General features: G+C 51.3%; 22 protein-coding genes. 20 read left to right on the plus strand and 2 right to left on the minus strand.

Annotated elements, in window-relative coordinates; genetic code table 11:
- Positions 1–151: 151 nt before the first annotated feature.
- From A3844_RS05900 to lepB, 9 genes are all read left to right on the plus strand, one after another.
- Positions 152–1,153, plus strand: a complete 1,002-nt coding sequence (locus A3844_RS05900; RefSeq protein WP_074106879.1) for a beta-ketoacyl-ACP synthase III — start codon at positions 152–154, stop codon at positions 1,151–1,153.
- On the plus strand, positions 1,143–2,372 hold the full coding sequence (locus tag A3844_RS05905; protein WP_244169703.1) for an ATP-grasp domain-containing protein: 1,230 nt from the start codon (positions 1,143–1,145) through the stop codon (positions 2,370–2,372). Before A3844_RS05900 ends, A3844_RS05905 begins: the two co-directional genes overlap by 11 nt.
- Positions 2,372–3,364, plus strand: a complete 993-nt coding sequence (locus tag A3844_RS05910) for an NAD-dependent epimerase/dehydratase family protein (RefSeq protein ID WP_074106880.1) — start codon at positions 2,372–2,374, stop codon at positions 3,362–3,364. The genes A3844_RS05905 and A3844_RS05910 overlap by 1 nt, the downstream gene beginning before the upstream one ends.
- Positions 3,361–4,215: an MBL fold metallo-hydrolase gene (locus A3844_RS05915; RefSeq protein WP_074106881.1), complete on the plus strand. Its 855-nt coding sequence runs from the start codon at positions 3,361–3,363 to the stop codon at positions 4,213–4,215. Before A3844_RS05910 ends, A3844_RS05915 begins: the two co-directional genes overlap by 4 nt.
- Positions 4,212–5,528, plus strand: a complete 1,317-nt coding sequence (locus tag A3844_RS05920) for a F390 synthetase-related protein (protein WP_074106882.1) — start codon at positions 4,212–4,214, stop codon at positions 5,526–5,528. The genes A3844_RS05915 and A3844_RS05920 overlap by 4 nt, the downstream gene beginning before the upstream one ends.
- On the plus strand, positions 5,525–6,667 hold the full coding sequence (locus tag A3844_RS05925; RefSeq protein ID WP_083606713.1) for a GNAT family N-acetyltransferase: 1,143 nt from the start codon (positions 5,525–5,527) through the stop codon (positions 6,665–6,667). The genes A3844_RS05920 and A3844_RS05925 overlap by 4 nt, the downstream gene beginning before the upstream one ends.
- Before the next feature lie 156 nt (positions 6,668–6,823).
- Complete coding sequence (locus tag A3844_RS05930; protein ID WP_074106884.1) at positions 6,824–7,690, plus strand: SDR family oxidoreductase; 867 nt, start codon at positions 6,824–6,826, stop codon at positions 7,688–7,690.
- A 43-nt stretch (positions 7,691–7,733) separates the two neighbouring features.
- Positions 7,734–8,135, plus strand: a complete 402-nt coding sequence (locus tag A3844_RS05935) for a DUF4265 domain-containing protein (protein WP_074103705.1) — start codon at positions 7,734–7,736, stop codon at positions 8,133–8,135.
- 26 nt (positions 8,136–8,161) lie between these two features.
- Entirely contained in the window at positions 8,162–8,659 is a 498-nt protein-coding gene (lepB, locus tag A3844_RS05940) for a signal peptidase I (protein WP_074103706.1), read from the plus strand.
- Here lepB and A3844_RS05945 read toward each other — a convergent pair.
- Positions 8,656–8,958, minus strand: coding sequence for a Dabb family protein (locus A3844_RS05945; protein WP_074106885.1), 303 nt, complete (start codon positions 8,956–8,958; stop codon positions 8,656–8,658). The two genes, lepB and A3844_RS05945, sit on opposite strands and share 4 nt — an antisense overlap.
- Positions 8,959–9,217: 259 nt before the next feature.
- On the opposite strand from A3844_RS05945, the gene A3844_RS32225 reads away from it, so the two are divergent.
- From A3844_RS32225 to A3844_RS05985, 8 genes are all read left to right on the plus strand, one after another.
- Entirely contained in the window at positions 9,218–9,514 is a 297-nt protein-coding gene (locus A3844_RS32225) for a hypothetical protein (protein WP_143192007.1), read from the plus strand.
- Positions 9,515–9,658: 144 nt separating this feature from the next.
- Positions 9,659–10,693, plus strand: a complete 1,035-nt coding sequence (locus A3844_RS05955) for an HD-GYP domain-containing protein (protein WP_074103709.1) — start codon at positions 9,659–9,661, stop codon at positions 10,691–10,693.
- Positions 10,694–10,837: 144 nt separating this feature from the next.
- Positions 10,838–11,575 (plus strand): GTP pyrophosphokinase, encoded by a 738-nt coding sequence (locus tag A3844_RS05960; RefSeq protein WP_074085222.1) that lies wholly within the window; start codon positions 10,838–10,840, stop codon positions 11,573–11,575.
- 109 nt (positions 11,576–11,684) lie between these two features.
- Positions 11,685–13,310 carry a glycoside hydrolase family 9 protein gene (locus tag A3844_RS05965; RefSeq protein WP_083606716.1) on the plus strand — a complete coding sequence of 542 codons (1,626 nt, stop codon included), beginning with the start codon at positions 11,685–11,687 and terminating at the stop codon, positions 13,308–13,310.
- A gap of 28 nt (positions 13,311–13,338) precedes the next feature.
- Positions 13,339–14,064, plus strand: a complete 726-nt coding sequence (locus tag A3844_RS05970; protein ID WP_074106888.1) for an HAD family hydrolase — start codon at positions 13,339–13,341, stop codon at positions 14,062–14,064.
- Positions 14,054–14,599 (plus strand): YfiT family bacillithiol transferase, encoded by a 546-nt coding sequence (locus tag A3844_RS05975; RefSeq protein ID WP_244169704.1) that lies wholly within the window; start codon positions 14,054–14,056, stop codon positions 14,597–14,599. Before A3844_RS05970 ends, A3844_RS05975 begins: the two co-directional genes overlap by 11 nt.
- A gap of 278 nt (positions 14,600–14,877) precedes the next feature.
- Positions 14,878–16,470, plus strand: a complete 1,593-nt coding sequence (locus A3844_RS05980; protein WP_074106890.1) for a sensor domain-containing diguanylate cyclase — start codon at positions 14,878–14,880, stop codon at positions 16,468–16,470.
- 44 nt (positions 16,471–16,514) lie between these two features.
- Positions 16,515–17,363 carry a cupin domain-containing protein gene (locus tag A3844_RS05985; RefSeq protein ID WP_425270597.1) on the plus strand — a complete coding sequence of 283 codons (849 nt, stop codon included), beginning with the start codon at positions 16,515–16,517 and terminating at the stop codon, positions 17,361–17,363.
- An 81-nt stretch (positions 17,364–17,444) separates the two neighbouring features.
- On the opposite strand, the gene A3844_RS05990 is transcribed toward A3844_RS05985, so the two are convergent.
- The gene (locus tag A3844_RS05990) at positions 17,445–18,437 is read right to left on the minus strand and encodes an acrylyl-CoA reductase family protein (RefSeq protein WP_074106891.1); all 993 of its coding nucleotides are present in this window, start codon (positions 18,435–18,437) and stop codon (positions 17,445–17,447) included.
- A 119-nt stretch (positions 18,438–18,556) separates the two neighbouring features.
- Between A3844_RS05990 and A3844_RS05995 the strand changes: the two genes are divergently transcribed.
- From A3844_RS05995 to A3844_RS33035, 3 genes are all read left to right on the plus strand, one after another.
- Positions 18,557–19,153 (plus strand): TetR/AcrR family transcriptional regulator, encoded by a 597-nt coding sequence (locus A3844_RS05995; RefSeq protein ID WP_074103715.1) that lies wholly within the window; start codon positions 18,557–18,559, stop codon positions 19,151–19,153.
- Positions 19,154–19,337: 184 nt separating this feature from the next.
- Positions 19,338–19,679 carry a hypothetical protein gene (locus tag A3844_RS06000; RefSeq protein ID WP_143186405.1) on the plus strand — a complete coding sequence of 114 codons (342 nt, stop codon included), beginning with the start codon at positions 19,338–19,340 and terminating at the stop codon, positions 19,677–19,679.
- Between the two features lie 311 nt (positions 19,680–19,990).
- On the plus strand, positions 19,991–20,195 hold a 205-nt coding region (locus tag A3844_RS33035; RefSeq protein ID WP_208619398.1), incomplete at its 3' end, for a hypothetical protein.

Consider the following 20,195-nt stretch of genomic DNA (forward strand, 5'->3'; position numbering starts at 1 on the left):
CGTCAACAAAAAAAGAACGCAGGTTCGCTTATTTGATCTTCTATTGCTATTTTTAATGTAACTGGTTCAAGAAATCTAGTAGAATAGTTCTATAGTTTACAATATTGGATAAAATCCGCAGTAGAAGCAGTATAGACAGGGAGATGACAGCGTGCAGCTTAGACATGTGAAAATCTTGGGTACCGGCAAGTATTTACCCGCAAGGAAGGTGATGGACGAGGAATTGGACAGGATGCTCGGCACACCTGCTGGCTGGGTCGGCAAAATAACGGGTGTAGGCGTACGGCATTATGCCGGAGAGGGTGAAACGGCCTCTAGTATGGGTGCCAAGGCCGCTGAAGCTGCGCTTGCGGCAGCCGGTTTGAGCTTTTCTGATATCGATTGCCTGGTCTGCACGAGCGGAACTAAAGAGCAGCCCCTGCCCAGTACGGCAGTATTTATCCAGCAGGCGATGGGACAGGGGGACTCCGGTGTCCCGGTATTTGATATTGACTCAACGTGCCTCAGCTTTCTGGTGGGTCTGGATGTCATGTCTTATATGGTGGAAGCAGGCAGATACCGGAACGTGCTTCTGGTAGCTACAGAGATTGCCTCGGCTGGACTTAATTATGAGGACAAGGAAAGTGCGGCGCTATTTGGCGACGGGGCGGCTGCGGTGATTATCGGTCCTAGTGCAGCCGGAGATCCTTCGAAGATTCTTCATGCCTCGCTCAAAACCTACAGCAGCGGTGCGCGTTACTCGGAGATTGCCGGCGGAGGCACCAGGCTGCATGCCCAAAAATACACCAAGGAGAATAGCTTGCCTTATTTATTTCATATGGACGGGCAGGCCATTTTTCGAAAAGCTTCCAAGCTTCTTCCGGAATTTATCAGTGAAATGCTGACGCAGACAGATACGCAAATGAATGATTTTCGTCTGGTTATCCCCCATCAGGGAAGTGCAATGGCGATGCGGCTGCTCCGAAAAAAGCTGGGTATTGCTGAGGAAAGATTCCTTGACAATACTCCTGGACATGGGAATACTATCGCAGCTTCGATCCCCATGGGGCTGCATGAAGCAATCGTTCAAGGACGGGTGCAGCGTGGGGACCGTATATTGTTCGTTGGTACTGCGGCAGGCCTGTCATTGGGAGGCATGGTTATTGACTACTGATCCCACCGGCAATCCGGCAGTGATGAATGTGCTCATTACCGGGGGAAGGGCACCTGTGGCACTGGAGCTGTCCCGGCTGCTGCGGGATGCTGGGCACCGGGTATATGTTGCTGAAAGCGCCAGACATCATCTATGCAGGGTTTCTTCGGCCGTGGAACGCAGCTATCGTGTACCCCCGCCAAGGCATAGTACGGCGGCGTATATTGATGAGCTGGCAAGGCTGGTCGAGGAACTGGACATTGATGTGCTGATTCCGCTGTGCGAGGAGATTTTTTATATCTCGGCCAGTCTTGACCGCATCATTGGCTGCCGCGTGCTCTGTGCGGGGCCGGAGATGCTGGCCCGCTTGCATCACAAGGCCGACTTCATGATCTGGGCCCGGGAACTGGGATTTACTATCCCTGTGACACGGCTGCTCAACAACCCTGAGGAATGGAATAACCAGACGGATGAAGCTGCGCGTATGGGTGAAGCCTGGGTATACAAGCCAGCATATTCACGGTTTGCTTCCAAAGTCATTTTACCCGGTAAGTTCACCGGAGAGCAGGGAGGCCTTGCCGGATCACGCAGGCTTGCTGCTCCTCCCGGTCTTTGTCCCGCCGCTCCCTGGGTGGCTCAGCAATTTATCAAGGGAGCGGCCATATGCACTTACAGTGTTGTGCATCAAGGTGAGCTGGCTGCGCATGCCGCTTATGGCAGCGGGTACCGGACCGGCAAGGCGGGGGCAAGCGTGTATTTTGAACCATTGGAGCATCCGGGAGCTTTTGAGTGGATACAGCGTTTTGTCCGTGCCACCGGATTCAGCGGCCAGATCGGCTTCGATTTCATCCAGGCGGAGGACAATGTTTTGTACCCGATCGAATGCAACCCGCGCGCGACCAGCGGAATTCATCTGTTTGCTCCTGAGGATGGGCTGGTGCAGGCTTTGCTGGGTCCTGAGCTGCTTGCGCAGCACGGAAGCATCAGCATACCTCGTTCAGGCAAAAAAGCCATGCTCGCACTTCCCATGCTCGCCTGCGGCCTGCGGCCCGGACCGGGAGGCCTGAATAGGTGGAACAGGGCATTTCGTGCTGCTGAGGATGTGATTTTCCGCAAGGAAGACATGCGTCCTTTCCGCGAGCAGTTTCGCGTCGTCTACCATGCCTATCGTCTTGCCAGGCAGAATAAGATTTCGGTGACTGAAGCCCTGACAGATGATATAGAATGGAACGGTGAGTAATGGCTAGAGCACTTGTAACAGGCGCGACCGGTTTTCTTGGCCGTCATACGGTACAGAGGCTTGTAGAACTGGGCTGGGAAGTATACGGTCTCGGGCGAAACCGGGAGGCCGGCGAACAGATTGAACAGGCTGGTGCTGTGTTTCTATGTGAGGATTTGCGGGAGCGCGAAGCTGCGGTCCGGGCGTGTACGGGTATGGATATAGTCTTCCATTGTGCGGCACTCTCTTCGCCCTGGGGCAAATATAGTGACTTTTATACAAGTAATGTATCAGCTACACGGAACATAGTAGAGGGCTGCAAGCGGCATGGGGTCCAGCGGCTGATTCATATATCGACCCCAAGCCTATATTCCAGCCGCAACAGCCGGTTCGGCATTCGGGAAGCAGATCCGCTTCCGCCGAAACCGGCTAACAGCTATGCGGCAACCAAACGAATAGCGGAGCAGGTAGTAGAGCAGGCGGTAAGTGAGGGGCTGACGGCATTTATACTGCGTCCGAGAGCAATCTTCGGCCCAATGGACAATGCCTTGTTTCCGCGGCTGCTGCAGGCTAATGAAGGTAAAGGGGTGCCGTTGCTTGATGGGGGAGGCGCAATAATCGATGTAACTTGCGTGGAGAATGTCATCGATGCCATGCTGCTCTGCTGCAGCGCTCCGCTGTCAGCGGCCGGGCGAGCCTACAATATCACGAACGGCGAGCCGGTCATGTTCAGGGAGCTCCTTGAGCGGCTGTTTGCCCGGTTAGAGATGCCGCTGCATAGCAGACAGATTCCATATCGTACCGCTTATGCTGTTGCGGGAATGTTGGAAGGTGTACATAAGCTGCTTCCATTCCTGGGCGAACCGATGCTTACCCGCTATTCGGCTTCGGCCCTCGGTATCTCTCAGACGCTCGATATTTCACTGGCGCGGGCCCAGCTTGGTTATCATCCCCGTGTAACTATAGACGAAGGTCTTCAGTCCTTCGCGGAATGGTGGAGAGAACAAAAATGATGACTTCAATTCCTGTATCGGTGTCCATTTTGTCCGCAGGATACTGCGTTCACCCCGAAATACTGACGCTGAAGGGCGGTACGATCAGACCTGTGGCTTTTCCGGCAGGATATGTGCTGCTGAGACATCCACAGCATGGACCAATCCTGTTCGATACAGGCTACAGTGCCCGATTCTTCCAGGAGACAGCGAAGCTTCCGGCTTCACTGTACCGCCATATTACACCGGTAGTTTTCAAGGAAGGAGAAAGTGCAGTGGAGCGTCTCCGGGAAGCTGGTATTCCACCCGAAGAGATCCGTTACATGGTGCTGTCGCATTTTCATGCGGACCACATCGGCGGTGTCCGGGACTTCCCCCGGGCGAAGTTCATCTATTTACAGAAGGCATATGAGGCCGTTCGCAGGCTTGGAACCATTAAGGCGCTTAGGGCTGGATTTCTTCCAGGACTGCTTCCAGAAGACTTTGCAGCCCGTTCTTTGCCTATCGGCGAGCACTCGCCCAAACGCCCGCTGGACTTTGGACTTCCCTTCAGGGATGCATATGATCTGCTTGGCGACGGAAGTCTGCTGGCAGTGGAAATGTCAGGCCATGCTGCCGGGATGATCGGCTTGTTCGTCTCTGACGGCGGATGTGACTACCTGCTCTGCGCGGATACCGTATGGTCGAGCCGGGCTTTCCGCGAGAACCGCAGGCCACATCCCGCAGCCAGTCTCATTATGTCTGACCGCAGAGAATACCGGCTGAATTTCGACCGTTTACGGCAGATCCACGAGAACTTTCCCGACCTGCGGATTGTACCCAGCCACTGCCGCGAGGCACTCGCACGCTGGGGAACAGGCGGTGTGAAATGAGAAGGCTGCTGCGCACACTCCGGTATTACGGCCTTACAAGGCGGCGGCATCGCTGGAAGAACCGGGAAGCTCTGGAGCTGTGGCAGGAAAAGCGGATTCGGCACCATGTGGAACAGATCCGCCAGGCATCCCCTTATTACCGTGATCTGTGGGCCAATATCCCCGCGGCAGAGTGGCACCGATTTCCGATCATTGAGAAGCAGCTCATGATGGATAATTTTGATACGCTGAATACAGTGGGGATCACCAAAGACATAGCTTTCACCGAGGCTTATGAAGCAGAGAATAGCCGTCATTTTAAGCCGACACTCCATGGAATTACGGTTGGTTTGTCGTCGGGAACGTCAGGAAGCCGGGGGATCTTTCTTGTCAGTGAAGAAGAACAGGCTGCATGGACAGGAACCGTATTGGCCAAGCTGCTGCCGGGAGGGCTGTGGCAACGGGCGAAGATCGCCTTTTTTCTGCGGGCCAACAGCAATCTCTATGAATCTGTCAGACAAGGGCGGCTGCAATTTCAGTATTTTGATCTGCTGGAGCCAGTCGTACAGCTGGTCGACAGGCTGGAGCAGTATAGTCCGGACATCTGGATCGCACCCCCGTCCATGCTTCGTCTGCTCGCTGAAGCGTATCTGTCGGGCAGCCTGAGCGTTCAGCCGCGCCGCCTGATTTCCGTAGCGGAAGTTCTGGACCCGCTGGACCGGGAGCATATTGAACGGACCTTCGGGCAGAAGGTGCATCAGGCTTACCAGTGTACGGAGGGATTTCTCGGATATACCTGTGAGTACGGCACGCTGCACCTTAATGAAGATATTGTTCATATTGAAAAAGAATATCTGGACCGCGAATCCAGACGCTTCGTGCCGGTGGTAACGGACTTTTCAAGAAAGGTCCAGCCTATTATCCGCTACCGGCTGAATGATATACTGACCGAACTGGCTGCGCCTTGTCCCTGCGGTTCATTGTTTACGGGGATAGAACGTATTGAAGGCCGATGCGACGATATTCTGTATCTGCCCCATTTGGAGAATGGCCAGCTGGTTACGCTGTTCCCCGATTTTATCACCCGGGCTGTAATGGCAGCTTCACCGGAGATCGAGCATTACCGGGTTATTCAGCGCAGTCCGCTGGATCTGGAAATTTCGTACCGCTCACGCGAGGGAAGCACAGAGGATATTGAATCACTGTTAACCGGGGAATTCTCGCGGTTATTCACCCGGCTCTGCTGTATTCCTCCGCAGCTTCAGTTCACCGAATATAGCTTCTCGCCTGGACCGGTGAAGCTGCGGCGGGTGGAGAGGAGCTGGAAGCTTTGAAGGATGGAGTGTTTCAATATGACAGGGATAGCATTAGGGAACTGAACTGGCCGGATACGGAATATGGCCGCTATGCGCAGCAATACGTTTCAGCCCTGCTGGAGCATTCGGTAGAACATTTTATTGCCAATGTGCGTACTGCGGTCAAGGTGGTTGCGGTTGACGGCTTGCCCATACCGATCAGCGTAAATGAAGCCGAGTATGCTAACTCCTATGTTTGCTCTCCGTACACGCATTATGTCAGCTATGCCCGTGAAGAGCTTGCTTTGCTGAATAACCAGCTGTTGGAGGGAACCTTGGCTGCTCTTCTACGGGGAATGGGCCATCTGCTGAGGACTGCCAGGTTCAACCGGGTGGTTCAGGTCAATAACTGGCTGCTGTCCACCAACCTGTATCCTCCGGTGAATCCGGACCAGTTACTGAAGGTGCTGGACTTTCTCCGCTGCGAGTATCCCGGCTATACGCTTCTCTTTCGCTCCCTAAGCCAGGAAACATCCGGGCCAATAATGGACGCACTTAGCAGCTATGGCTGTAAATGGGTGCCGAGCCGCCAGATTTATCTGCTGCAGCATCCTGCGGGGTCGAAGGCCAAATGGCTGGTCAAGCGTGACCGGGCATTGCTGGACAAGCATGGCTATACGGTTGAAGGACCCGATCAGATTACGGAGAAAGACATCCCCCGCATAGTGGAGCTCTATGAGCTGCTGTATATCCATAAATATTCAGAACATAATCCGAAGTTCACCGCAGCCTACATCCGCCTTGCCCTGGAGAAGCGCACACTCCATGTACACGGTCTGCGCAAAAACGGCAGGCTAGACGCCGTACTCGGCTTCTACAGCCGGGAGGGTGCAATGACGGCGCCGCTGTTCGGCTATGATACTTCGCTGCCGCAGTCGACCGGACTGTACCGGATGCTGTCTGCTGTGCTGATTGATCTTGCCGCCAGCCGGGGAGAACTGCTGCATGAGAGCTCCGGGGTAGGTCAATTCAAACGCAACCGCGGAGCTGTGGCCGCGACAGAGTTCTCGGCAGTGTATGACAAAGGCACATCCTGGCTGAACCGTTCCGGCTGGGCCTTTCTGGGGCTGCTGCTCCGGCGGGTGGGCATACCCTTGATCCAAAAGTTGAAGCTGTAACGGATTTGTTTTACGCTAAAGCTGTCACAGCAAGTTTTGTACGAAGTGAATTCCAAGAAGTGATGCCCACAAAACAAAAGCGTATGCTTCCGAAGCAAGTTTTGTACGAAGTGAAATCTAAGAAGCGAAGCTACAAAACTTTTAAGAGGTGCAATTATGAACTGCGAAAACGGGCGGAATGCAAATAAAATCGCCCTCATCACCGGTGCCTCCTCCGGCTTCGGTCTGCTGACTGCCCTGGCGCTGGCCCGCAAAGGCTACCAAGTCGCAGCCACCATGCGGGACCTGGGCCGCCAGGGAGAGTTGTTGCAGCAGGCTGAAGAAGCCGGGGTATCAGAGCGGATACATGTACTGGCCCTGGATGTTACGGACTCAGCATCCATTAAGTTCGCAGTAGCAGCGGCTATGGAGATATTCGGAAGAATTGATGTATTGGTCAACAATGCAGGTTTTGCCGTCGGCGGCTTTGTGGAAGAGGTGGGCATGGATGAATGGCGGCGGCAGATGGATACGAACTTTTTTGGTCTAATTGAAGTTACTAAGGCTGTTCTGCCTATGATGCGGAGTCAGCGGGCGGGCCTGATTGTCAATGTCAGCAGCGTCAGCGGTTTGACCGGATTTCCCGGATATGCCCCATATGCCGCCTCCAAATACGCCGTGGAGGGCTTCAGTGAAAGCCTGCGCCAGGAGCTGCGTCCATTTGGGATTCGGGTTGTACTGGTGGAGCCTGCTTCGTTCCGTACACCGATCTGGGGCAAAGGGTTGGAGGGGATGCATACCCACGAGAATTCTCCCTATCAGAAACAGCTTGCCGATGTGTTGCGTTATTCCCGGCAGAGCGCCGAGACTGCACCCAAACCGGATCAGGTTGCCGAGCTGATAGCGCGGATCACAGCAATGAAGGCCCCAAGGCTGCGGTACCCAGTCGGCAAAGGCTCCCGTCTGCTGGTGATTGGTAAAACACTGCTGCCCTGGAAAGTGTTCGAAGGGATTATCGCCAAATCTCTTAAGAACATGAAGTGAATTACAGGCAGGATGATGTCTGACAAGAATGGAGGTGTGCCTAGTGCCGGATAAGGTGGGACTGCATATTTGCTTTGATGAGCTTGGCCGGGATATTGAGATTCTGGATGTGACGCCGGTGGCGCGTGGCAAATACCGTATTGAAGAAACGCCGATTTTCAACCCGTGCATCGCCCTTGGGGACATCATTCGGGTCGAGGAGAAGCAGGGGATTGCGTACTATGTGGAAACGGTGCAGAAATCGGGCTATGCCAGATATGCCTGGCTGCTGAGCAAGGAGGCTGCAGAATCGCAGGAGATCCATGATTTTAAGCACCGGATTACAACATATGAGGGCAAATGGGAGCAAATCTTTGGCGGTCTGCTGGTGATCCATATTTCCAAGTACTCTGAAGTTGACGTTGAGGCCGAAATGGCCCTGATTCTTGAACGTTTTGATATATAATCCGTGAACTGAAAGGAAGATATAATATGAAGAAATTTCTCAAGCAATGGGTTCCGAGTATAGCCATCGGGATTGTTTTGTCATTGTTTATCCGTACATATGTAGCTGAAGCCATGAAAGTCCCAACCGGTTCGATGATTCCGACGATACAGATCAACGACCGGCTGTTGGTGGAGAAGATGCTCTGGTTAACCACACTGAAGCATGGTGATATTGTCGTATTTAACCCGCCGGTGCCCGGCGATGAACAGAAAAAGTATGTCAAACGCCTCATGGGGCTGCCGGGAGATACGATTGAGATCAAGGACGGGGCTTTGTACAGAAACGGCGACAGGGTCGAAGAGCCTTATCTTCAGGAAAAGATGAACTACGCGTTCGGGCCGGTCACAGTTCCTGCAGACCACTATTTTTTTCTGGGCGACAACCGGAATACGAGCTATGATGCCCATCTGTGGAGCACACCTTTTGTAGCCAAAGATAAGCTGATCGGCAAAGTTCTGGTGGATGTTAATAATCTTTTCTAATAAATTGGGTAATCCACCACTACGACATTCTCAATGATCCCCTCAAGCAGCCCCACAAAATGCTGATGTGCAGGATGGGGTCCATATTTGCGCAGGGCTTCCTGATCTCTGAAGGTCACACGAAGCCCCAGCGTATATCCATGGATATTCTCCGTTTCTTCCGTTTTGTTCACACCTGCCGTAAGCTCCACAATCCCGGGAATCGAATTCTTCAGCGCCATAAGCGTCTGTACGAGATGTTCTCCAGTTTCGGACCTATATTGCTCATTAAATTTAAAAACAACAAGATGCTCATACATTATTTTGTGTCCTCCCGAAGTTTTTATTTCGATTATAGCTGTATAACCTGCTCAAGGATAGGGTTCCATTATTCCGATTCATGAAAGGAAAAATATTATGCAGGACAAATTACCTGTATCCAGAATCAAAACTCCGTTGAGTTTGCGTACAATGCTGTCATTTATATTACTTATTACAATAGAATCTTGGACGTTGAATTCACACAATCCATATCGTCCTTATTCTACTGTGGATTATATTATAGTAGTCATGCTTGTTATGCTTATTGTTCTCCTTGTGCTGTCGATTGTGAATGCCCTGCGGCCGGCTGCAGAGATCAAATGGGGTACCGATTCGCTGCAAATCCGTGGTGAAACCATCTACGCACAGAGGATCCAAGCCATCCAAATTGACGGACCAGTAGTGGGCATCCAACCGGTTGGCAAAAGGATTGCTCCTATGCGTCTAACCTTTCGTTTTATAGATGACCGCGCCCAGTCGATGAAAGAATTGACCCGCTGGGCAGAAGCGAACGGGGTCAAGCTGACCTATAAAAGATTCGTGAAATGGATGTAGAAGAGGCTAAAGTCGGGGATTCAATATACCTACTCTGGTACAGGGAACGTGACTTTAACCATATTGTTACTTTGCCAGCTTTTGGGCTATGATCAAGTAAAGATTGAGGGAAATATTCCTATACATAAAAAGGGGTGCTGAGACTTGAAAGTTCATGTCACGGATCTTAAACACGGCGACTGTCTTCTGACAGACACTTTCAATAGTGTAGGCCTGCACGTTCTCCCCAAGAGAACAGTTGTTCAGCGTGAGGAAATCACCATCCTGATCCGGCACAAAATAGAGTATGTAGATATTGAGCCGCGCACGATAAACCATGCTGAGAGCGGAAACGGACTCAGTCACAGCCTGAATGACAATTTCGACCATACCATCCAGAATTATGAATCGATTTTCCTGGAAGCATTGGCCCAAGGCTCCTTCACTCAAACCATGGTGGACGACACGCTGCAGCCGCTGCTCGAAACGCTGGATGCGCAGAAAGATGTCGTTTCCTTGCTATTATTGCTGGAGCGCGACGACATTGATACATATCATCACTCGCTGCAAGTTGGCCTGCTGTCGTATTATATCGCTGCTTGGCTCGGCCACTCCAAAGAGGAGCGTTATGAGATCAGCCGTGCAGGTTACCTGCATGATATCGGCAAGAGCCAAGTGCCTCTGTCCATATTGAACAAAGCCGGAGTCCTGACTCCTGCCGAGGAGGAAGAGCTGAAACGCCATACCACCTATGGATATGATATTATCCGCGGCTCCAAGATGGATGAGAAGACAGCACTCGTGGCCCTTCAGCATCATGAATTTGAGGATGGAACAGGGTATCCGAACCAGATTCTTAAGAATGAGATTCATCCGTACACTGAAATTGTTACTGTGGCGAATATTTATATGGGGCTGACTACCTCCAGGCTGAATCAGCCGAAGCAAGGGCTCGTTGCCGTCTTGCGCAAAGTTCATGAAATGGGCTTCGGCAAGCTGAACGGAACGGTGGTCCAGGCGCTTACAGGACATCTCCTTCCAGGTTTTGTCGGCAAAAATGTTCAGCTTTCCAATGGGGAAATCGGGACGATCGTGATGAATAACCCGCTTGACATGTTCAAGCCGCTTGTTAAAGTGGATAATGTATTCAAGGATTTGTCACGCGAACGCAGCCTGTCGGTTGAAGAAATCATTTTATAGCCTGAGCAATAACGAGACATGACAAAAGGTTATCCCATCCGTTTCACAGCGGAAGTTCGGGATGGCCTTTTTGATTGCCGGGAATTTGAATTCAGCTAGCAGATTAGCTATGATGAATGAAAGATTAAGATAGGAGAACTGAGGATGAACACCCAAGATCAGATCGAGAAATTCAAACAGATTAAATATGAATTGACCCGTTTTATGATGATTTACAAGTTTGCACTGGAGGAAATTGAGACCAAAATCGATATCCTAAAACAGGAATTTCAGATGCTCCATGACTATAGCCCGATCGAGCATACGAAATCGCGGATTAAATCCCCAGAGAGCATTATGAACAAAATGCTGCGCAAAAACAGCGAGTTGTCGCTGGATGCGATTAAATCCAGCATTAAGGATATCGCCGGGCTACGGATTACCTGCTCCTTTATCTCCGATATCTATCAGGTCAGTGCCATGCTGCAGAAGCAGGATGATCTAAAGGTGCTTGGCGTGAAGGATTATATCAAGAACCCCAAGCCGAATGGATATCAGAGCCTGCATTTGCTGGTGGAGGTTCCGGTCTTTTTGTCAGACTGCCAGGAGCATGTATGTGTAGAGGTGCAGATCCGCACGATTGCTATGGATTTCTGGGCCAGCCTGGAGCACAAGATTTTTTACAAGTACAGCCAAGCTGTTCCCGAGCATCTGACCCGTGAACTGAAGAATGCAGCCGATAAGGCGTATGAGCTGGATCTGCAGATGGAGCGTCTCCACCGTGAAATTAAGGAAATCAAGGATGCGCAAGGCGACGATTCCGATGCAGAGCTGCGCCAGATCATGATCAACAACCAGCAGTTTAACCTGCCGGCCAGTTTCATTAAGCTGTTAGGCGAATAAAAGGGCTTTACATGGGGTGGTGAGGAGCGGTTTCAGGAGGCAGCATAGATTTTACATAGAGGATGATTATTTTCTATAAAGTCATATGTATAGAGGAGATATGAACACTTTGAGTACGCCTGATCATCGTCACATTGCTGTGAATCAAATCGGTTATGCCACAGAAGGAGCAAAAATTGCCATATTCAGCGGAGAAGCCCATGGCTTCCGGGTAATCAATGAAGAGACAGGGGCCATGGTGTATACCGGTAAGTCCGGAAAAGCAATCGTGGATAAACCCAGCGGTGCTATCGTTCATGTGGCAGATTTCTCCGGGGTCAGAACGGCCGGCCGGTATCATCTTGAAGGAGACGATGGTAATGTATCTGCCTCCTTTGTGATCGGGGACAAGCCCTATGGGGAGCTGCAGCAGGGACTTTTGAAAGCTTTTTATTATTACCGCTGCGGTGTAGAGCTGACCGGAGAATTTGCCGGTCCATGGGCCCACGGAGCGTGCCATACGGCAGAAGGCATCGTATACGGACAACCGGAGCTGACGCTGGATAGCTGCGGCGGCTGGCATGATGCCGGAGATTACGGGAAGTACTCCGGTCCTGGAGCAAAGGCCATAGCCGATTTGCTGCTTGCCTATGAACTATATCCCACAGCATTTGCGGTTTCAATACCGCTTCCTGAGAGCGATGGTAAGACACCGGATGTGTTGTTGGAATGCAAGGTGGAGCTGGATTGGCTGTTCAAGATGCAGGAACCTGGTACAGGCGGAGTGTACCATAAGCTGACTACTTTGAACTTTCCTGGTCTTGATGTAATGCCGGAGGAGGATAACGCAGAACTGTATTTTTCACCGGTATCGGCAACAGCGACTGGGGACTTTGCCGGTGTGATGGCGATGGCGGCAAGGGTCTATGAGCCTTATGACCAAGGTTATGCCCGCCAATGTCTCACTGCGGCTGAAGCGGCCTGGAGTTGGCTGCAGCAGCACCCTGAGGCGCCTGGCTTCATGAATCCGCCGGGAATTAGCACCGGTGAATATGGTGACGATACGGATCAGGACGAACGGTACTGGGCAGCGGCAGAACTGTACCGTACCACAGGTGAAGCGGTCTATCATGAGGCGGTTCAGGCTTTGGCACAGCTGTCATTTCCAAAATACAGCCTGGGTTGGGCGGATATGGGCGGATACGGGACACTTACGTACCTTTTGACCGGGGAATCAGCCACTGAGAAGGGCTTATATACTTCGCTGAAGCAGGGGCTTCTGGCAGAAGCCGATCGGCTGGTGCGGCAGAGCCGGGAGGATGGCTACCGTATTTCCTTGCTGGAAGAGGATTATATCTGGGGCAGCAATATGCTGGTCTTGAACAACGCGATGCTGCTGCTAGCGGCCGAGCATTTCAGTGGAGAGACCGCCTATGCCGCTTGCGCGCTGGATCATCTGCACTACCTGATGGGACGCAATGTGCTGGACATCAGCTATGTGACAGGGTTCGGCGACCGTCCAGTTATGCATCCTCATCACCGGCCATCGGTTGGTGACGGTGTAGCCGACCCGGTACCCGGCCTAGTATCCGGCGGACCCGACCGCGGGCTGCACGATGAATATGTTGCAGAGCATCTTCAAGGCAAGCCTGCTGCCCAGTGCTTTGCCGATCATGATCTAAGCTATTCCACAAATGAGGTAACGATTTACTGGAACTCTCCGGCTGTGTTCGTGACGGCCCGGTTTAATATGTAGAGAAAATTCTGCTAAGGAGTCAATCCCAATGAACCCTTACCAAATCATCAGCCTGGACATGTTCCAGACCCTGGTGAACATTGAAGGCCGGAGGAATCACATCTGGAGACCGATCCTGCAGCAGGATTTTAGCAAGGAACGGGCTTTAGAGCTCGGTCAACTGCTGTTAAGACATTATTTTGAACAGTCGGCTGCGATTCGTGATGCCGGAGGCTTTTACACCAGCAAGGAAATATTCCGCAGCGGTTTTGAGAAAGTCTTCATGGAGCACAAGCTGAGCTTTGATTCCCTTAAGGCAGTGGACATTCTTTTTGCCGAGCACCGGCTTTCCGATTTGTATGAAGACACGGAGCCGTTCCTGCAAAAGATCATTGAAGCGTATCAGGTCTGCATTGTGAGCGACACGGATACTCTGATGCTGCCGGATTTCTATAAGGATTATCCCATTAAGCTGTTTACTTCAGAAGAGTATCGATCCTACAAAAATGACGGGCTGAACCGGATGTTCAGTGAGGTCATCGCATTCTACGGCGTACAACCCGGTGAAATCCTGCATATTGGAGATTCACCCTCGGATGTGCTGGGTGCCGCAAGAGCGGGAATCCGAACCTGCTGGATCAACCGGACCGGATCAGCCTGGAAGCATGAGGTGCAGCCGGATGTAACCGTGGGTAATCTTGAAGAACTCTCTACCATTCTTGAGACGGGCGCGGCATTGCATGCAGAAAGGGGGCTGGAGCCCAGTGAATTCTAATCTACCCAATATAGAACAATTGCGATATCCCATTGGTCCTTTTGTAAGCCCGGGACAGCCGACGTCGGCACAGCGCAAAGAATCCATTGACGAAATCCGCAATATGGCGCAAGTGTGGAGAGCGGCCGTACTGCCTCTCACGCTCGAGCAGTTGAATACACCCTACCGCCCAGGCGGCTGGAATGTGAAACAGGTGGTTCACCATCTTGCCGACAACAATATGAATGCCTATCTGCGCTTTAAGCGGGGACTCACCGAAGAGGCGCCGGAGATTCCTTCCTACCGGGAGGAACTTTGGGCAGAGCTAAGTGATTATCATGAGGAGCCCATTGAAACCTCGCTTGCGCTGCTTGATAGCCTGAACCGGAGATTCGCTGGCCTGCTGGTCTCCCTGGAAGAAGAACAATTTAATAGAACCTTTATAAGCCTTATGCTGGGTACGATGACTTTGGATACAGCGATTCAGCGGTACAACTGGCATAACCGCCATCATCTTGCACAGATCACCTCACTTATTGAACGAAGCGGCTGGTAACCCCAGCGAATTGAAAAGAGCAAGCGGATTCGGGAACAGTTCCCGCCGCTTGCTCTTTCCTCTGTTTATTTGCTGTCTTGGCCAATCTTCAGTCTAGGCCGGTATAGGAAGAGATTTCAATAACAAAGATATCCTCACCGTAACCCCCCCTTTTTGCGTAGCCTGTCGGTGGTTTTGGAAATATAAACTGTGTGTAGACTCTGTTTCCCAATCGTATATAATTAATATCAGATGGACCTGTCGGCAACGGCCGCCCAGTAACATAAGGAGGTTGAGCAATGCCTGGACTGGGAGAAGCAGGACAACCGAAAAAGAAACTCAGTCTTACCCTATTGCTGATTGGTCTGGTCACATTGGTGGTTCTGCTGACTTCAACGATCCTGCTTACCGCTTCGTATCAATCGAAAAAAAAGTCTCTGATCGAGACGACCCTGAATTTAAATCTCTCCAATGCTGAACGCATGAGCAAGACAGTGGATTCACTCTTCCGGTCTATGCGCAGCAGTATGGTGTATAGTGCAGACAAACTGTCCCAGATCAATGAGGTACAACCGGAACAAGTTGACGATTACCTGGAATTGATGCGCAAGAGCAGCACCTATTTCAATTCAATTCTCCTGGTAGGTGCTGATGGTGTCATCCGTAATGCTTCACCGGCAACGCTTGGAATGGCAGGCAAATCGATTAAGTCCCCTTGGGCTGTGGAAGCGCTTCGTCTTAGACTTCCATATCTCTCAGAGCCTTTTACCACTGCTTCAACCGGCAGAATGATTGTTTTTATGAGTGAACCGATGTATGACCGGGATAAGCATTATCTTGGTCAGCTGGGCGGAACCATTTATCTGCAGGATAGCAATATTCTGAGTATGATTTTTGGTAATGATAATGAAATTGATTCATCAGGCTCCTATTATTACATCGTCAGTGCGGACGGGCATCTCTTGTTTCATCCTGATAAGGAACGGCTCAATGAGGACATCAGCAAAAGTGAGATCGTGCAGGAATTAATGAAAGGACACAGCGGGCAAAGGGAAGCAGTTAATGTAAGAGGTATCCCTATGCTGGCTGGCTATTCAAGTGTTCCGGCCAATGGCTGGGGAGTTGCTGTAGTTTCACCCGTGAGCAAAATTCAGGATGAGCTATGGGGCCATATCCGCAAAACACTTGCCTATACTTTGATCCCTTTTGTGATTATGCTGCTGCTGGCCCTTGTAATAGCCCATCAATTGGCCAAGCCGTTTGTCATGCTTGCTGATCTGATGAACAAGGTGGGAAAGGAAAAGACTGAACTCCCTGTGCTGAAACCGCATTGGAACCGGGAAGCAGACCTCTTGACCAAAGCGGTGGCCATTGCTTGGAGTGATATTCAGAAACAGACAGATCAGCTCACCCAGGAAGCGATGACTGATCTTTTGACGGGACTTGCCAACCGCCGATCCCTTGATATTACAATGAATCAGTGGATTGCCGCGCAATTTTCCTTTTCCGTGATTGTGCTGGATGTCGACAAATTCAAATTTGTGAATGACACCTATGGTCATCTGGCAGGGGATGAGGTCCTGAAGCAGGTTGCGGGTATACTGAAAGCAAGTATTCGTCCGGGGGATGTCTGTTGCCGCTATGGCGGGGAGGAATTTGTAGTGCTTCTTCCGCGAACCAAGGCTGCCGACGCCTACATCGTTGCGGAACGAATCCGTAAAACGCTTGAGGCCAGTGAAGTTCCGCTGGCGATGAAGGTAACCTCCTCACAGGGAATCGCTCATTATCCTAGCCATGGGGACTCCCTTGAGAAGCTGCTGGAGCAGGCGGACCGTGCGATGTATTCGGCGAAGGGCCAGGGCAGGAACCGGACGATTATAGCAGATGAATAAATGTTGAAGCGGCATGCTCCTTAAAAGGAGGGTGCCGTTTCTTCTTGCTGCAGCCGGAGATAATTATTCACCTGGGCCTGGGCGGGTACATATCCTATCGTAAGAACGATAAAAACCGGTTTGCGGAAGGGAAGGATAGCCAGGTGACTTCATACATGGATTACAAATCACCCAATACACAGTTTAGCTTTGATGTGAACTGTAACACAACGTTTAAGAAGGATGACTGTAATTATATCAATACGTTGTCAATCAAAGAGCTTAATACGCTGGAGAATACCTCCCTCCTAGACATTTTTCTCAGCAAGTCCAACGTAGTGGAACCCCATTACCACCAGAATGCCGCTGAACTGGTCTATTGTATCTCCGGTGCTGCAGTCGTCTCCCTGATCAATCCATTTACGAATGAGTTGCTGCATTTCCCCATCACACCGGGCCAGGTGGCGAATGTGCCGCAAGGCTGGTGGCATTATGAGGTGGCTACCACCGATTGTACGCATTTGCTGGCGATCTTCAATGCCCCGGTACCAGAAGTCATACTGGGCTCCGATCTGCTGACGCTTACACCGCCAAAAGTGCTTGCTCACACGTATTGCATGAATGAAGCCGAACTCAAGGAAGTGCTGGCACCGGTGAAACCGGGAACCTTTATCGGACCGCCTGCAGATTGCTGTGAGCCCGGCAAGACTGCGGTAGCAAACACGGCGTATGCCAATAATATGGCTCCATACATGGAAGCCCAAGCTCCGCATATGCTTCAGCCCTTCGGTTACCAGCCAACCCCTGCGCATGGATACTACGGCCAGCCGTATGTTCAGGAGTACCGCCAGCAGCCCTATGTCCAGATTTATCCGGGTATACAGAATGCGGTTGATATTGGGGGGAATGTATAACAAGCGGTTGAAGTGAAATCCTTCATAATCAGATAAAACAAAAGCCACCCCGGGATTGCTCCCTGCGGGTGGCTTCATTGATTAAGACAAGCGGACCAATACGCGGCCCCGTGTGTTGGATTTCAAGATATCTTCCAGGGCAGCAGGCAGATCAGTTAAGGTGACCTCGCGGTCCACAAGCGCGTCCAGCAGTTCCGGCTTCAGATCGGAGCCCATCCGGTCCCAAATCTGAATGCGCTGCTCCATTGGACAAGCAACCGAATCGATTCCAAGTAAGCTAACACCCCGTAAGATAAAAGGAAGAACTGTCGTCGGAACCGATGTTCCGGCGGTTAATCCGCTTGCGGCAACGGAGCCGCCGTAAGCAATTTTGCTGAGAACTGCAGCAAGTGGAGCACCACCAACGGCATCAACGGCGGCCTGCCACAGCTGCTTGTCCAGCGGTTTGCCTGAACCGCCGCTGACCTCCTCGCGCGAGAGGACTTCGGCAGCACCCAGGGCCTTTAAATAACCAGCTGCATCTGCTTTGCCGGTGCTGGCTGTGACCTGGTAGCCTTTCTTGGCAAGCATGGCAACGGCCGAGCCGCCGACACCACCGGTTGCGCCGGTGACCAGCACTTTGCCCTTATCCGGCGCAGCGCCATGAGCTTCGATTGCCAGAATGGACATGGCAGCGGTATAACCGGCAGTGCCATAGATCATTGCTTCCCGCAGCGTAAGGCCTTTAGGCAGTGGCATGACCCATTCAGAAGGAATACGCGCATACTCGCTGAAGCCGCCGAAATGGGATACCCCAATGCCGTACCCGGTGGCAATGACGGATTGCCCTTCCTGAAAACGCGGGTCTGCGGAGGAAACAACTGTTCCCGACAAATCGACGCCCGGGATAAAAGGATAATTGCGGACAATGTTCCCGTTCGGGATACTCGCGAGTCCATCTTTATAGTTAACACTGGAATATGCAACTCGGATCAGTACTTCTCCGGCAGGCAATTTCTCCATAGTCAGCGGCTGTACCGTCACGGAAAAGGTCTCCGTTTTGTCCACAACCAAAGCTTGAAACGTTTCTGTCATGTAAGTCGCTCCTTAGACGAATTGTAATGGTAAGTATGTTATATAATATTTATTCTGACCGGTCAACTTTTTATTATCTATGATATAATGTACATTATTCCCTAATTTGCGGAGGTCGTATGGTACGCTACAAGAAATCCGAAGAGAAACGCAAACAGATTTTGTTCGCCGCCTTTCAGGCGTTGTCCGAGCTGGGGTATGATTCCGTGACCTTGCAGACGATCGCTGATCATGCCGAGGTCAGTAAAGGGGTTGTGCATTATTATTTTGACAACAAGGAAGCAGTGCTTGTGGAGCTGCTGGAATGGCTGACCGGTAAAATATCCGCTAAAGAGCAGGCAGCGGTGCAAGAACAGCAGACAGCGACCGGCAAGCTTAAGGCTTACATCGACTCTGCGTTCCCCGATGCGGCGAAGAACCGTTCCTTTTACCGTGTGTATCTGGATTTCCTGGCGAGGGCCAGCCGGATACCGGTGTACAGGGAGATTAATCAGCGTTTCTATGACAACTGCGCTCGGATAAGCACAGAGGTGCTGACGCTGGGGCAGGAGGAAGGGATTTTTGTCAAGGAGCTGTCCCCGGAGACAACGGCCCCAGTCATTCGTGCAATCATCGACGGCTGTCTGATCCAGTGGCTAATGACGAACAATGACGAGCTTCATACCGTATTCAAAGAATCCTGTTATGCGGCGGTGATGAAGGTGCTGAGCTCTTAGAATATTGCAAAATAACAAACCGTTGAAAGGCTGAGTGCCTATGAGGACAAAATGGAGTTATCTCTTGCTTATTAGTATGCTCTGCCTTTCTGCTGCAATATGGATCTATTCCCAGTCTTGGGCTACCTCTCAACCCACAGTCAACAGGATTCGTCTGGGGCACGAAGAACCAGCAAAATATATAGTGGAAGACAAACAGATAGCGCTGGAAAATATGGAGATTTCCCTCGGCCATCAGACAAACCCGCAGAATTATATCAGCATACCGAATCATTCAGAAGAGCTATGGCGGCGCACACTACAGCTTCCCGCAGGAGAAGGAATCCTGATCAAGTTCCTGCATGGCGGTCCGGCTGTCCTGTCCGTCCCGGATATCACGCAGTATTGGCTCTGTATTCAGCGGCCCAGCAAAGACCTCAAAGACGGAACGGATACCTATTATATTGAAGCTCAAGTGACCGGTGACGAGGATGCCGCTGAACAAGAATTACTGAAGCTTGCGCAAACTTGGGAAGTTCCGAAGTAGTGGAGGGAGCATGTTGACCAGGGGAGCAAGTGGAAAAGTGGATGCCGGGCAGATCTACAAGCTGCGGATGAACATAAGCCGAGGCAGGTGCCAAGAGGACGGCAAACCAGACGCAGGCTCCCTGACGAATGGATTTAGATCAACCTTAAACCAGAGGTACATATTTCCTAATTAGACGGGGCTAGGCTGAAATTCGTTACTCATGATGACTTTATTGCCTCCCACTATAAATTAATAAATACTCTTGTTTACTCACTCGTTCTAAGATTTTCAGCCATAGACAGATTGAGAGTTGGAGAAGTCATGTAAGGATGACATTATTTTCTGGTGAAGCCGGTGGCGGGAATAGAGAGCGGGGGATTCATCCCCAACCCAAGGATACGTTCTGTGATCGCACTTTGGATATCCACACCTGTCTCCTGACGGCTTACCCTCCCATGTCACGCGGGGTCTTTGCCCTTACATTCCTTCGTTCGGCCTCTCAGGAGGTGGACGCCGTTTCTTGCTCCTTTACAG

The organism is Paenibacillus helianthi (assembly GCF_001909055.1).
GTDB classification, from domain to species: Bacteria; Bacillota; Bacilli; order Paenibacillales; family Paenibacillaceae; genus Paenibacillus_AQ; species Paenibacillus_AQ helianthi.